The following is a 15,267-nucleotide window of genomic DNA, read 5'->3' as shown; positions in this document are numbered from 1 at the left end:
TTTGGAGATGCAAATAGCTGAACTTTATCAAATCTACCTAGACTATCCAACCATCTGTACGGATACGCGTCAGATCACTAAAGACTGTATATTTTTTGCCCTTAAAGGGGAATCTTTTAATGGGAATACCTTTGCCGAAAAAGCATTGGAGGCAGGGGCTAAATATGTGGTGCTGGATGATCGGGAATATGTTCAGGATGGCCCCGCTTATATCCTGGTAGAGGATGTGTTAAGCAGTTTGCAGGCCTTGGCTACCCATCATCGGAAACAATTGGATATCCCTTTTGTGGGGATTACGGGTACAAATGGTAAAACTACCAGCAAGGAATTGTTATACAGCGTCCTTTCCCAAAAATTCAAGGCTTTTGCTACGAAGGGAAACCTGAACAACCATATCGGTGTTCCTTTGACTATTCTTTCCTTACCAAAGGATCTGGAACTGGCCATTATTGAAATGGGTGCTAATCATCAGGGAGAAATTGAATTTCTATGTCATATCGCGCAGCCAAGCCATGGTCTCATCACCAATGTGGGCAAGGCTCATCTGGAAGGGTTTGGTTCTTTTGAGGGAGTGATGAAGACCAAAGGAGAGCTTTATGATTACCTGAAGGAGCATAATGGGCAGGTTTTTGTTCAGGGGGATAATGAGTTTCTGATGAAGATGGCGAAGGATAGGAAGTTGAATGATATGGTGCATTACGGTTTTTCGGATAAGAATGATATTCAAGGAGGATTGGTTGTTGCTGATCCATTATTGACTATTTTTTGGAAAGAGCGGGGGGAGAATGGAACGCATGAGGTGAATACGCATTTAACGGGGGCTTATAATACGGAGAATATGTTGGCTGCTGTTGCTGTTGGATTGCATTTTGGATTAAGTGCGGAGGAGATCAATGCAGGGCTGGAGGGATATGTGCCTCAGAACAATCGTTCACAGATTACTAAAACTGATGATAATACTATTATCGCTGATTATTATAATGCGAATGCGAGTAGTATGGCAGCGGCGATTGAAAATATTAAGGTGATCAAGGCAGAGAGGAAAGCGGCGATATTGGGCGATATGTTCGAAATGGGGGATCAGAGTGTGGAGGAGCATAGGAAGGTCATTGCAGCAGCTAAAGCTGTTGGACTGGATAGGTTGATTTTTGTAGGGAAAGCTTTTTTTGGATTGAGGGATGAGGTTTTGGAGAACGTGATGGTTGATGAAACAAAAGCGGTTGAATTTTATGAAACAACGGAAGAAGCAAAAGCGGCTTTGGTTAAAGATCCGATAAAGGATTTTATGATTTTGTTGAAAGCCTCTCGCGGGATGGCATTTGAAAGGTTAATGGAAGTTTTGTAGAAATACGGGGTTGCACTTTTAACTTCATTGTGTGGTCGCCTCCGTTTTTGCAAGGCTTTATAACGTCATTGCGAGGTCGACGCAATCATTGTGAAGTTTTAAAACGTCATTGCGAGGAACGAAGCAATCTTTGGACTTTGTAATGCTGAGCATAGTCTTTGTCATCCTGAGCGTAGTCGAAGGATCTGTACGGTTACTTACGAACAGATGCTTCGACTTCGCTCAGCATGACATGCGGGAAGATTGCTTCGTCGTACCTCCTCGCAATGACGAATATATCCCAATGACGAGTATAACGTAATGACGAGTATAACGTAATGCCATATATAACGCAATGACAAAGAAATCTACCTTCCCGTCTCCAAATTCAATTCCTTCTCCTTATTAATCAAATTCAAAATACTAGTATCATTCAAGATCTGTAGCATCGCATTCCTCACCTCAATAAACGTATCCCGAATCCCACAAGCATGCTCTTCCACACATTCCTCACAAGAGCGGTAAAAATTCAAACTCACACAAGGCAACAACGCAATCGGACCATCCACCAAACGCATCACCTGCGATAGGTAAATATCCTCTGGCGCCTTGTTCAAGCTATAACCACCCCCAGCGCCCTTCTTGGAATACAAAATCCCCGCATTGCGCATCTCCAATAGTATCTGTTCCAAGAATTTCTTCGGAATACGTTCCTCCTCCGCAATCTTTCCGATCTGTATAGGCTCCTTTCCATAATTCCTTCCCAATACCATTAGGGCTTTGATAGCGTATTTTGTTTTCTTCGATAGCATATTTTTCCTCTACTAGCTTATCCTCAAAAATATGAAAATTTAAGGACTATTTCTGTAAGACCTCCACAATAGGCTGCCCTATAGAACCATTTGGTTCCATCACGTGCAATAGCGCACTGATTGTAGGCGCAATATCTGTAATGTGCACCATTTTATTCGTTTTGCCCTTATTCACACCCCAACCCATAAAAACCAATGGAATATGCGAATCATAAGGCGTCCAGGTACCATGGGTGGTTCCGGTAGATCTTGGCGTTCCGTCATACCATTGCGGTTCCGTAATGATCTGAATCGCTCCACTACGTTTCCTGTTATAGCCATTCACGATCTTCTCGCGCAGCTGAGCTGGAATCATCATATTCTCACCACCTTCCATATCCACTACAAATGCAACTCCATCCTCATGACGCAGCATCTTGATGATCGACTTCTTGATCTTCTCTTCGTCCAATTTCTGTTTTTCAATCAAGCCATAATTCAAATGAACCTGATAGTTCATCAAACTGGAAACGATCTTATCCACTCCGAATTCAGCCTGCAACTGTTCGTTCAGATTACGCATGATCTGGCGAGAAAAGAAATAGCCCCCATTACCACGCATATCCATAAAATAACGGGAGTTATAGGAAGCTGCATGGTCTGCTGTAAGGAAGAATGTATAATTCCCCTTGCCAACAGTTTTATCCAAGTAATTGAAGAATTCAGCCAATTCTTGGTCCAAACGAAGATAGATATCCTCAATCTCCACCGAAGAAAGCGAATAACGGTGTCCCACGTAATCCGTAGCCGAAAGACTCACCGCTAGAAAATCTGTAGCCTTTGTCGGATTCTTGCCTAGATTCTCCTGCTTGATCGCTTCTTTCGCAAAATCTAAGGTAAATGTATTTCCGAAAGGCGTGGTTTTGATCAGTTCATAACCCGCATCCTTCATCAACAACGAAGTTTTGCGCGGAAATGTCGGAGTTTCCTCCCCTGCCCATTTGCCTTCATACACATTATCATCATCCACACTGTTGTTCTTATAGGTTTCGATCGGATATAAAGTATTCCAATCCTGCTTCAACAACTTCTCCGCCAATTTCTGCTTATTGAAATCCTGCACCCAATTCGGCAGGTTCTCCATATAATAAGTACTACTGATCCAATCGCCCGAATTTGCTTCAAACCAATAAGCCGCATCAGCAAAGTGACCTGCAGGTAAAATTCCTCCCCTATCTTTGATCGCAATACCGATCACCTTGGATTGAAAATTGGTGGCCAATTTCAACTGATCGGTAACCGTTGAAGCCAAGAGGTTTCTTGGGGATTGTTTCCCTTCCTTCTCCTTGGTCCCAACACCCTCTACCGCATCATCTTGTGTACAATACATCGACGTGCCGGTCTGTAGCTCGATCCAGTCGTTACCCGCAATTCCGTGTATGGCAGGAACACTTCCTGTATAAACGGAGCTATGTCCGATAGCCGTAAAAGTAGGCACATAATCGATCAGGGTGTTCTCGCAGGAAAAACCATCACGAAGCAATCTTTTAAAACCATCATTACCATAACGATCTGCGAAACGGTAAAGATAGTCCCATCGCATTTGGTCTACCATTAAGCCAACAACCAATTTAGGCCTTTCTACTTGTGCTGAAACGACATTGCTGAACAAGGCCAGCAACAAAAGAAAACTAAATTTTTTACGCATCATGTGTGTATTTAATTTATTTAGAAATGAGGTGACGTTTAAGGTAGTCACCCGTATAGGATTGATTACATGTTATCAGGTCTTCCGGTGTTCCTGCAAATACCAGATTACCCCCCTTCTCACCTCCTTCAGGACCAATATCAATAACCCAATCTGCTGATTTGATCATATCCAGGTTGTGCTCGATCACCAGCACGGAGTTGCCCAGTTCGATCAATGCTGAAAATGCCTTAAGCAGTTTGCTGATATCATGGAAATGTAGGCCGGTTGTAGGTTCATCAAAAATAAACAAAGTTTTTTTCTGATTGTTCCCTTTTATTAAAAAAGAGGCCAATTTAATCCTTTGCGCTTCACCGCCAGACAATGTGCTGGAAGATTGACCCAACTTCACGTAGCCTAAACCTACCTCCTGCAAAGGTTTCAGCTTGTTCAAGATCTTTGGCTGATCAGCGAAGAATTCGATCGCTTCATCCACACTCAGGTCCAAAATATCCGACACCGATTTCCCTTGGTACTGCACATCCAACACGTGTTGTTTAAAACGTTTACCATCGCAGGCCTCACAAGGAAGCACAATATCCGCCATAAACTGCATCTCGATCTTCACGACCCCTTCACCCTGACAGATCTCACATCGGCCACCTTCCACGTTGAAGGAGAAAGCTGATGGTTTTAAACCATTGGCCTTAGCCGCTGGAAGACTGGAAAACAAGGCCCTGATTTCATCCCAAGCCTTTACATAGGTAACCGGATTGGAACGTGTCGAACGACCGATAGGGTTCTGATCCACCATTTCGACCTGTTCTACCTGATCGATAGCCCCTTCCAGACCATCAAACAAACCCGTCTGATCGCCGGAATAACTACCCACCGCCTTTTGCAAAGCAGGGTATAAGATCCGTTTCACCAAAGAGGTCTTACCCGAACCGGATACCCCCGAAACGACCGTAAAGACATTCAAGGGGAAATCTACCGTGATTCCTTTCAGGTTATTTTCCCGTGCACCCAGCACCCGGATGGATTCGTTCCATTTTCTTCTTTTATCAGGTACAGGGATTTGAAGCTGCTCGCTCAAATACTCCCCTGTCAAACTCTTCTTATCCGTTAATATTTCTTTATAGGTCCCTGCAAATACCAATTCACCCCCGTTGATCCCCGCTTCAGGGCCAATATCGATCAGGTAATCCGCAGCTTCCATCATCTCCTGCTCATGCTCAACCACGATCACGGTATTGCCTGCATCGCGAAGGGATTTCAATACCCCGATCAATCGTTGGGTATCCCGTGGGTGCAATCCGATACTCGGTTCATCCAACACATAAATGGATCCTACAAGGGAACTTCCCAAGGAAGTAGCCAGGTTGATCCGTTGGGATTCCCCTCCCGAAAGACTATTGCTCAGACGGTTCAAGGTCAGGTAACTTAAGCCCACATCACTCAAGAACTGCAGCCTGTTGTTGATCTCTGCCAATAACCTTTTGGCAATGATGGCATCATGGTCTGAAAGCTTCAGGGACTGGAACAAGGCCAAAGCCTCATCCAAAGGCATCAGCACAATATCGGTGATCGAATGATCGTTTATCTTTACAAAACTCGCATCCTTACGCAAGCGCGTGCCCTTACATTCCGGACAATCCGTTTTTCCACGGTAGCGGGAAAGCATCACGCGGTATTGGATTTTATAGGTCTGTTCCTCCAGCTCGGCAAAGAAATCATTTAAGCCGCGGAAATATTTGTTCCCTGTCCATAATACCTCCTGCTGTGCTTTGGTCAGGTCGCTATAGGAACGATGAATCGGAAAATCGAATTTCAGTGCATTTCGAACCAGTTTCTCCAACCACAGCCCCATCTTCTCCCCACGCCAAGGCGCAATCGCACCATCATATACGGAGCGACTTTTATCCGGAATAACCAAATCAGGATCTATTCCAATGATCTTTCCATAACCTTCACATCGTTTACAGGCTCCGTAAGGATTATTGAAACTGAAGAAATTAGGTGTCGGCTCTTCGAAGGTCATCCCATCCAGCTCAAACTTATCCGAAAAGGAGAAACTCTCCGAGTTCACTTCCACCAAACACTCACCCTTTCCTTCAAAATAGGCTGTTTGGATAGAATCCGCCAAACGGTTGATGGTGTCATCGCTATGATCCAACATAATCCGATCGATCACGATATAGATATCACCCTCTTTAAAAGTTGAATTCGCGACCTCTTTATTCTCCAGTACCGATTCGATCTTCTGTATGCTATCCTGATGTTTGATCCGCACAAAACCCTTCTGCAAGAGCAGCGACAATTCTTCCTTTAACTTCCGTTTATTGGTCGGTATTAAAGGGCTATAAATCGTGATGGTCGAATCGTCCTCATAGGCTAGTAGACGATCCACAATATGGGTCACCGTATCCTTCTTCACCTCTTTGCCCGAAATGGGCGAGTAGGTCTTACCGATACGGGCAAACAATAATTTGAGGTAATCATAGATCTCGGTGGATGTACCTACCGTCGATCGGGGATTGGAGGAGATCACTTTTTGTTCAATGGCAATTGCCGGAGCAATCCCTTTGATGTAATCCACATCCGGTTTATTCATCCTGCCCATGAACTGACGGGCGTAGGAAGAAAGACTTTCTACGTATCTCCGTTGCCCTTCGGCATATAAGGTATCAAATGCTAATGAGGATTTCCCGGAACCGGACATCCCCGTAATCACCACCAACTGGTTTTTAGGGATATCAACATCAATATTTTTAAGATTATTAACCCGCGCTCCTTTTATCTGAATATGTGTCCTAGGACTATGATTTGCAGTTTTTTGCATAACCATCAAAGGTAGGCAAAAGTCGTGAATTTCCTACCCTTATCGAGGTAATTTCTCCGGCCGGTTCATGCGGTATTTCGTGGCGGTCACCGATTGTAGGAAGGCGGCCAATTGTTGGATTTCCTCTTTTGTGAGGTCAAGTTTCTTCATCAAAGGATCAATGCGTGGATGCATCGGATCGGCCAATTGGGCTTCCGTTTTCGGGTTGTTCATCTGCATGCCGCTATTGTACATGTTCAGCACACCGATCATATTGTCGAACAGGCCATTGTGCATCCAAGGGTCGGTATTCATCACATCACGCAAAGAAGGTGTACGGAATTTGCCTACGTCTTTCGGATCTTTGGTCACGATATAGCGCCCCAGGTCCTCATATTTACGCTTGTAATAGGTCAAACCGATATTATGAAAATCTTCATCGGTCATAAACTGTCCATTGTGGCAGTTCATACAACGTGCTTTGGTCCGGAAGAGGTGCAATCCTGCGATCTCATCATCGGTCAAGGCATTATGCTTACCATCCAAGAACTCATCAAAACGGCTCCTTCTGCTGGTCAAGGTACGCTGAAAAGAGGCCAAAGCTTTCATGATCTCTGGCATGGAGAAATCTTCCTCTCCAAAAGCCTCCATGAACAATTGTTTATAAGCAGGAATAGCCTTCAATTTAGGCACTAATTTCGTCAGGTCCATCGCCATCTCATTATGGGCTTCGATCGGGCTTAAAGCCTGCTCTTCCAGGGAATGGGCTCTTCCATCCCAGAACATGGTCTTACGCGCATACACATTCAATAAAGATGGGGTATTTCGGGTACCGACCAAATGGTCATGACCTACCGGAACGGTAGAATGGTCTGCCCAGGAAGTCTGTGGATTATGGCAGGAGCTACAGGAAATCTGATTGGAACCTGAAAGGATCGGATCGAAAAAGAGGAACTTGCCTAATTTCACATCCGGTTTTTCCATCAATGAGAAATAACTGCTATCAAGCTTAGGCAGGGATTTAAATTCCGACCAATTTGCTCCAGAGTCGATCGTTGGTTTTGGCCATTCCGATATAGGTTTGCTATATAACGCACGCAGATCAGACAATCCTTTATCTGATAAAAACGCGGTACTTAAAACTGTCAATCCTATTGCCAAAGCAATGAACATTATCCTCTTCATGCTGTTCTTTTCTGAAAAACCTCCGCAAATTTAAACTAATTCTAAATAATAGACTAATTTTTCTCTTCTTCTAATTTTTTGAGGAGTTTTTCGACCTCTTCTTCCGAGGCTGTCAATTTGGCTTTACAGATGGTCAACAAGGCTGTTGCACGGTTAATCTTTACCGTCAATTCATCGACAGCAACATCGCCCGACTCAATCTCCGACACGATCTGTTGAAGCTCTTCATAAGCCTCTTGGTAAGTGTATTTATTTTCCATCTTGTTCTTGTTTTGAAAGTACCTCCGTTATCAATTTCCCATCCTCCAACTGAATATCCAATCGATCCCCAACCTGCGCCTGATCCAATTTATGCACCGCTTTTCCATTCGATCGCACGATGCTGAACCCTCTTTTCAACACATGGATCGGGTTCAACAGCGCCAACATGCGTTCCATCTGCAATAAGGCCGACTGTTCATCCTTGATGGTTCTTCTGCTCAATTGCGCCAACTGATTTCTGGTCTGTTCCATCTTGGTCTTCTCCTGCAGCAGAACGGTCTTTGAATTCCAGGAAATGGAACTGATCAGGTTCGCCAGCTTGATGTGTTCATCCTCAAAGATCTTTCGGGCGGCACGGATAATCTTTTCGGTTGCCTGATCAACGGGAATAGCAAAATTGTGAAACTTTTGGAGCAGGAAATCCGCCAGTTCGCTGGGGGTGATCGCATTCTTATAGGCCACCATTTCGCTCACGGTTTCATTGGTGGAATGCCCAATCCCTGTCAGTACCGGAATCGGGAATATCGCAATGGCTTTCGCCAAGAGGTAATTGTTATAGGAAGTCAACCCGACATCCCCACCGCCACCACGGATAATGGCCACCGCATCGAAATGTTCCATGCGCTCCGCGATCACCTCCAATTGTTTGATGATACTCGGGATGGATTTATCCCCCTGCAATAGCGCAGGGAACAAGGTCGTGCTAAAGGTATAGCCCCAAGGATTGCCATGGATGATCTTAAAAAAATCGGATAGCCCTTTACTGGTTTCTACCGATATGATCGCCAATCGTTTGGGCACCATGGGAAAGGGCAAGGACCGATTGGCATCGTAAAGCCCTTCAGCCTTTAACTTTCGGATACTCTCCCTTTTCTCTTTCTCCAGTTCCCCTAAGACAAAGGTGGGGTCGATGTCCACAATCTTTAAAGAAAATCCATATAAAGGATCATAGGATATGCCCGCTTGAAAAAGCATGGTGATCCCTTCGCGAAGGGGTTCGCCCAAAACCTCCATAAATTGCCTATTGATGCGTTGATAATCCATTTTCCAAAGGATGGACCGCATTTCAGCAACCACCTTGCCATCGGTTTTTTCCAATAGTTCGGGATAGCAATGGCCCGAATGGGTATAATGGTTCAGCTTGTTCATCTCTGCCTTTATCCAATACAGACTTTTATACCGTTCAGCAATCGTTTTCTGGATGCTGCGCGATACTTCCAATAGGGTAAAAACGGTTTTATCAGCTAAGATTTCGGGCATATCTCAAAGATAATCAATTATTCTATGCTCTTAATGCATGTTTGTGCGTTTTATTAGTACATTTACAGTATAAATCCTAAAACAAACATGATCCGAAAGATAAACCTTGCTGTCCTAGGGCTTTTATGTCTATTCCAAGCCGCCAATGCACAATACAAACAGGTATTGGTCAATAAAACACAGATTATCCATAACAAACAGTCTATCCTACCCTTCAAGAAGTTAGATCAATATCGCATTGCAGTGGTAACCACGGATAATCAAAAATATGCGCCATTTATCCAACAGCTTCAGCGCTATGCGGATGTAACGGTAAGTGATTTTCAGCATTTCGACGAGAATACCAAATATTACAACAGCATCATCGTTGCCGGATCTGCCAGTGATTTCAGGTCAGATTATGCCGCTATGGTCTTACAATCCGCAGTAAACAACAAAAATGTGATCCTCTGCCGATTTGGAACCGACCAGAATTATACCAACATCGGGCTCAATAGCCAGAATCTAAGTCGTTTTGCCAGTTTGGTCTATAGCCCAGAAACGGATGCAGAAGGCCAGGTCAATGCCGCTATGTCCATTTTTGGTGGCCTAGGTGTGACCGAAGGTAAAATCAAGACCACACAGACCCGTTTACAATATACCCAGGGTAAACAATCGGGATTGAACATTGCGGAAATGACCCAAAAGATCGATGCCATTGCCAAAGAAGCCATCGAACAAAAAGGTGCTCCTGGTATGACCGTGATGGCCGTTAAAGACGGACAGGTCATTTTTGAAAAAGCCTATGGCTACCATACCTACGAAAATCAACAGGCCAATTCCATCCATGATATCTACGACCTGGCATCGGTAAGTAAAATCGGCGGTACCACCCCTGTGGTTATGCACCTGCAGGAAAAGAAGATCATTAACCTGGACAGCACCATGGGCCATTACCTGTGGCAGGCCAAGAAAAGCAATAAAGCCAATATCACCCTTCGGACAGTCCTGCTGCATGAAGCTGGATTCACCCCTTTCATTCCCTTCTACCGGAACCTGAAACCGGGCGATCTTGTCCATAGCCCCGATGAGAACCATCAGGTTCAAGTGGCCGATAATGCCTATTTAAAGAATAATTATTACAGGGATGTCATGTGGCCAGAAATGCTGGCATCATCCGTAAAACCGATCGGCAACTATGTCTATTCGGATATCAGCATGTATGTCATGAAAGAGGTTTCAGAGCATGAAACTTCCGTTCCCATGCAGGAATATGTACAACAGATCCTGTACCGTCCGATCGGCATGAAAACAGCGGGCTATAACCCAAGGACACGGTTCGCGAAGAACCGCATCGTTCCAACCCAAAATGACACCCTATTCCGTAAAACCCTTTTGGAAGGTTTTGTACATGATGAAGGGGCTGCCATGGCTGGTGGAGTTGCCGGACATGCAGGGCTATTTGCCTCCGCGAATGACCTTGCCATTTATGGACAATTGTTATTGAACCGTGGAGAATACGGTGGTGCAACCTATTTCAAGCCAGAAACCGTAGATCTTTTCACCTCCAAGCAATCGGCCACAAGCCGCCGAGGATTGGGCTTCGACCGTTTTGACCCGAACTCCAAATCTGGTTATCCTTCTAAACTGGCCAATAGTTCCGTCTATGGCCATACCGGTTATACCGGAACCTGTATCTGGATCGATCCGAAGAATCAATTGGTCTATATTTTCCTGTCCAACCGCGTGCATCCACAGGTGTCCACGAAATTATTGGATCTCAATATCCGCTCTAGGATCCAGGATGTGATCTATGAAACCATCAATAAAGCCAAGAAATGAAAACCTTATCATTCAGCCTAATCGCCTGTTGCCTGGCCCTGCTTACAGCCAAGGCACAAGAAAATAAGCTAGCTAAGGATTATAAAAAAATCCATGAAGAGCTCCTGTTGATCGATGGCCATAACGATGTCATCATTGAAAGTATCCTGCCGGGATTAGATATTGGCAAACGCATCAAAACGGGGCATACCGACCTTCCTCGATTAAAAGAAGGGGGTGTTGATGTGCAGGTATTCGCGGTTTGGTCTGATGATAAGAAATGGAAGAAAAATGCATTTAAGCATGCCAATGATCAACTGGATGCGTTGGAAAAATTGCTGAACAACAATCCAGATAAAATCGAATTGGCGAAGAGTTCCGCTGACATCGAACGCATTCATCAGGCTGGCAAAATAGTCGCCTTGATCGGAATCGAAGGGGGAAACATGATCGAAGAGAACATCGAAAACCTCGATAAATTATTTGATCGTGGCGCCCGATACCTCACCCTGACCTGGAATTACAATCTCCCTTGGGCAACAGCCGCTGCCGAAGAGGTAAAGACCAAAGGGGATAAAGGAAAAGGATTGAGCGAAAATGGAAGGGCCATCATCAAAAGAATGAACGAATTGGGGATGATGGTTGATCTTTCCCACGCTGGAAAGAAAACATTCTATGATGTGATGGAAATCAGTAGCAAACCCGTATTGGTATCCCATAGCAATGCTGCTGCACTGACCCCTCATTACCGGAACCTGGACGATCAACAATTGGCTGCCCTCAAAAAGAATGGTGGCGTGATAGGTGTTAATTTTTATTCGGAATTCCTGGATTCCGGCTATAAAAGCCGTGTGGAAAAAGTGTTTAAGAAAAACCATCAAGTAGATCCTGCCAAGAAATTATCCCTAGATAAGATGTATGCCCAATTGACCAAGAAACAGAGACAACAGGTGGATGCACCTATGGAAATGGTGCTCAAACATATCGATTATTTGGTATCCAAGGTAGGCATAGATCATGTAGCGATCGGTTCTGATTTCGATGGCATTAATTCGGCACCTATCGGCTTGGAAGATGTTTCCAAATTTCCCAACCTGACCAAAGCATTATTGGAAAGAGGGTATAATAAGGCCGATATCGCAAAGATTATGGGGCTGAATTTTCTAAGGGTCCTTAAAGAAAACGAAAGGAAATAGCTTAATCCTCCAATTGCACCAATTCATCGTAGTTTTTATCCAACTTGTTGACCAATCGGATATAGATCAATCGGAAATAGAATTTCATCAATTTGATGATAAAAAACCCCATAATACTTACGGCAATGATCGTAAATATGGCATAAAGCATCATTTCTCCGGTACTTTTATCAAAAATATGCTTTTCGATAATGAAGGAAATCGATCCAATGGCCAAGGAAACAATAATCAAATAGATATTGAAGGAAATATACTGGTTAACGGTTTTGCGAGAAGCCAAAATATCGTTCAATAAATCCTTGGTATTGTTGGTATTCTTAATTTTATAATAAGCCTGGAAGAAGGTATAGATAAAATAAAACGTGATGATATAGGAGATGACCGTAATAGATTGATCAATGATCTCCAACCAAAGAGGATCCGTATCACGTCCCGTTTCGACATCTGAAAAGAAAAAGAACCAAGCATTAAAAGCGAGTCCTAAAAATAGCTCAATCACGGAAACGAAGAAAATCCACTTCGCCAGGGATGAGGAGCTTTTATAGAGCATACGACGGATCTCCTCCTTATTTACTTTCGGAAAATCCCCATCCTTATTCCAATGCTGTTTCAGTAAATCTAAGCCATCCATTATACGATTCCTTTTTTAGCCAATATTTCTTTTATTTTTCCTTTGATGCGGTTCATCTTCACCCGGGCATTTACCTCGGAGATACCCAATGTTTCGGAGATCTCTGCGTAATCCTTATCCTCCAGATACATATAGACCAAGGCCTTGTCGATATCGTTTAATTGTCGGACAGCATCGTAAAGGAATTTCAGTTGCTCTTCCTCTTCCGAATTATATTCTTCATATTTGATATTGGCAAATGATTGGTCCCAATCCACCGTGCTGATCTTATTGCGTTTGGATCGGTAGAGGGAAATCGCCGTGTTCAGGGAAACCCGGTAAGCCCAAGTCGAAAATTTGGAATCCCCCTTAAACTTCGGATATGACCGCCATAACTGAATGACCATCTCTTGGAAAAGATCTTGGTGCGAAGCCACATCTGAGGCATATAGCCTACAGATCTTGTGGAGAATATTTTGGTTATCCTCCAGCAGCGCCACAAATTCTTGCTCCAGGTTAGTATTCATTTTAGGCTATTTGTCGACAATATAGTCCTTATGTTACAACTTGTAGGTACATTTTTTTAAATTCGCTTAATGGCTAAAACGAAATCAGCATATTTCTGTCAATCCTGTGGTTATGAATCACCGAAATGGCTAGGACAATGTCCATCCTGTAAACAATGGAACAGCTTTGTGGAAGAAGTGGTGGAAAAAAGTTCCTCTCGGGTTCCTGAATGGCGAAGTACCAGTACGGTACCCGGAACCAATAAACGCAGCAACAAAGCGGCAATCATCCATGAAATCGTTTATTCGGAAGAGCAACGGATCTTAAGTCCGGACAAGGAGTTCAACCGCGTCTTGGGGGGTGGGATCGTTCCGGGATCCTTGGTCCTGATCGGCGGGGAACCGGGCATTGGTAAATCAACCCTGATGTTGCAACTTGCCCTTTCCATTCCGCAGGTGAAAACATTATATATCTCCGGGGAGGAAAGTGAACAGCAGATCAAGATGCGGGCGGAACGTCTCTCCCAGAGTTCCAACGCCAACTGTTATATCCTGACGGAAACCTCCATGCAGAACATCTTTAAACAGATCGATCAGGTAGAGCCGAATGTGGTGGTGATAGATTCCATACAGACTTTACATACCGCGCAGATTGAATCTGCTCCGGGTTCTGTATCGCAGGTAAGGGAATGTACGGCGGAGTTATTGCGTTTTGCCAAGGAAACCAATACCCCGGTTTTTATTGTAGGGCATATCACGAAAGATGGCAGTATTGCCGGGCCTAAAGTGCTGGAACATATGGTGGATACGGTGCTTCAGTTTGAAGGCGACCGGCATCATGTGTACCGCATTCTGCGAGCGGTGAAGAATCGTTTTGGTTCTTCCTCGGAATTAGGGATCTATGAGATGCAGGGATCGGGGCTGAGGGAGGTTTCCAATCCTTCAGAGATCATGCTGTCCCAGCGGGAGGAACCTGTCAGTGGGATCGCTGTAGCGGCCATGCTGGAGGGTATTCGGCCTTTGATGATCGAGGTACAGGCATTGGTGTCAAATTCAGCTTTTGGTACCCCACAACGAAGCTCTACGGGTTTTGATACAAAACGGTTGAATATGTTGTTGGCGGTATTGGAGAAAAGGTTTGGCTTTAGGCTGAGTGCGCAGGATGTATTTTTAAATATTGCAGGAGGGTTAAGGGTGGAAGATCCGGCTATTGATCTGGCGGTGATTGCGGCAATTATTTCCTCCCAGCAGGATATCGCCTTGCCAGCGAATATTACTTTTGCGGGTGAGGTGGGATTATCGGGAGAGATAAGGGCGGTGAATAGGATTGAGCAAAGGATTCAGGAAGCTGAGAAATTGGGCTTTGAGCAGATTTTTATTTCGAAGTATAATAGTAAGGGCTTGGATGTGAAGAAGTATGGGATATTGGTGCGGCCCGTAGCGCAATTGGAAGATATTTTCAGGATATTGTTTGGGTAGTTTTATCCGTCATTGCGAGGCACTCTACGTCATTGCGAGGCGCTCTACGTCATCGTAAGTTTGTAGAAAAGTTATAGGAATTAAAGAGACAGAATATAATTTTGTATTTCATTTAGGATACAGCGAGAGAGGGAGTAAGATTTTTAATCGTCATTGGTCCTTGAGAGACCCTTCGCAATGTTAATCCCCCTCTCTTATTCCTATCATAAACTTGGACAGTTCATTAGGCCAGGAGCCTGTTTTTACGATTGATAAGTTATGATAAGAGCTGCTGTAATCCACAAATATGATATACAAATATGGTAACAGGTATTGATTGTTCAAAGGATTATTTTGACATTTCTGTC

12 protein-coding genes are annotated in these 15,267 nt (G+C 44.1%); 4 read left to right on the top strand and 8 right to left on the bottom strand.

Annotated elements, in window-relative coordinates; all coding sequences use genetic code 11:
• Positions 1-7 precede the first annotated feature (7 nt).
• Positions 8-1,345 carry a UDP-N-acetylmuramoyl-tripeptide--D-alanyl-D-alanine ligase gene (locus CRJ00_RS11950; protein ID WP_099367103.1) on the top strand — a complete coding sequence of 446 codons (1,338 nt, stop codon included), beginning with the start codon at positions 8-10 and terminating at the stop codon, positions 1,343-1,345.
• A 347-nt stretch (positions 1,346-1,692) separates the two neighbouring features.
• Here the strand turns inward: CRJ00_RS11950 and CRJ00_RS11945 are convergent, their stop codons facing one another.
• Genes CRJ00_RS11945 through xseA form a run of 6 tightly spaced genes read right to left on the bottom strand, consistent with a single transcriptional unit; the run spans position 1,693 to position 9,329 of the window.
• Positions 1,693-2,136, bottom strand: coding sequence for an RrF2 family transcriptional regulator (locus tag CRJ00_RS11945; RefSeq protein WP_099367102.1), 444 nt, complete (start codon positions 2,134-2,136; stop codon positions 1,693-1,695).
• A 46-nt stretch (positions 2,137-2,182) separates the two neighbouring features.
• A complete protein-coding gene (pafA, locus tag CRJ00_RS11940) occupies positions 2,183-3,823 on the bottom strand; it encodes an alkaline phosphatase PafA (RefSeq protein ID WP_099367101.1) in 1,641 nt (546 codons plus the stop codon).
• Positions 3,824-3,839: 16 nt separating this feature from the next.
• Entirely contained in the window at positions 3,840-6,644 is a 2,805-nt protein-coding gene (gene uvrA / locus CRJ00_RS11935; protein WP_099367100.1) for an excinuclease ABC subunit UvrA, read from the bottom strand.
• 39 nt (positions 6,645-6,683) lie between these two features.
• Positions 6,684-7,808, bottom strand: a complete 1,125-nt coding sequence (locus CRJ00_RS11930) for a cytochrome-c peroxidase (RefSeq protein ID WP_099367099.1) — start codon at positions 7,806-7,808, stop codon at positions 6,684-6,686.
• A gap of 53 nt (positions 7,809-7,861) precedes the next feature.
• On the bottom strand, positions 7,862-8,068 hold the full coding sequence (xseB, locus tag CRJ00_RS11925) for an exodeoxyribonuclease VII small subunit (protein WP_099367098.1): 207 nt from the start codon (positions 8,066-8,068) through the stop codon (positions 7,862-7,864).
• Positions 8,058-9,329: an exodeoxyribonuclease VII large subunit gene (gene xseA / locus CRJ00_RS11920; protein ID WP_099367097.1), complete on the bottom strand. Its 1,272-nt coding sequence runs from the start codon at positions 9,327-9,329 to the stop codon at positions 8,058-8,060. Before xseA ends, xseB begins: the two co-directional genes overlap by 11 nt.
• Positions 9,330-9,416: 87 nt before the next feature.
• On the opposite strand from xseA, the gene CRJ00_RS11915 reads away from it, so the two are divergent.
• Both CRJ00_RS11915 and CRJ00_RS11910 read left to right on the top strand, forming a co-directional pair.
• Positions 9,417-11,150: a serine hydrolase domain-containing protein gene (locus CRJ00_RS11915; protein ID WP_099367096.1), complete on the top strand. Its 1,734-nt coding sequence runs from the start codon at positions 9,417-9,419 to the stop codon at positions 11,148-11,150.
• Positions 11,147-12,325: a dipeptidase gene (locus CRJ00_RS11910; protein WP_099367095.1), complete on the top strand. Its 1,179-nt coding sequence runs from the start codon at positions 11,147-11,149 to the stop codon at positions 12,323-12,325. Before CRJ00_RS11915 ends, CRJ00_RS11910 begins: the two co-directional genes overlap by 4 nt.
• A 1-nt stretch (position 12,326) precedes the next feature.
• On the opposite strand, the gene CRJ00_RS11905 is transcribed toward CRJ00_RS11910, so the two are convergent.
• On the bottom strand, positions 12,327-12,956 hold the full coding sequence (locus CRJ00_RS11905) for a hypothetical protein (protein ID WP_099367094.1): 630 nt from the start codon (positions 12,954-12,956) through the stop codon (positions 12,327-12,329).
• Positions 12,956-13,462, bottom strand: coding sequence for an RNA polymerase sigma factor (locus CRJ00_RS11900; protein WP_099367093.1), 507 nt, complete (start codon positions 13,460-13,462; stop codon positions 12,956-12,958). Before CRJ00_RS11900 ends, CRJ00_RS11905 begins: the two co-directional genes overlap by 1 nt.
• Before the next feature lie 69 nt (positions 13,463-13,531).
• Between CRJ00_RS11900 and radA the strand changes: the two genes are divergently transcribed.
• Positions 13,532-14,920: a DNA repair protein RadA gene (gene radA, locus CRJ00_RS11895; protein ID WP_099367092.1), complete on the top strand. Its 1,389-nt coding sequence runs from the start codon at positions 13,532-13,534 to the stop codon at positions 14,918-14,920.
• The last annotated feature ends 347 nt before the right edge of the window (positions 14,921-15,267 follow it).

Source organism: Sphingobacterium sp. 1.A.4 (genome assembly GCF_002734245.1).
In the GTDB taxonomy this organism is placed as follows: Bacteria; Bacteroidota; Bacteroidia; order Sphingobacteriales; family Sphingobacteriaceae; genus Sphingobacterium; species Sphingobacterium tenebrionis.
The sequence above is the reverse complement of the archived record's forward strand: the minus strand, read 5'-3'. Positions and strand labels throughout refer to the sequence as shown.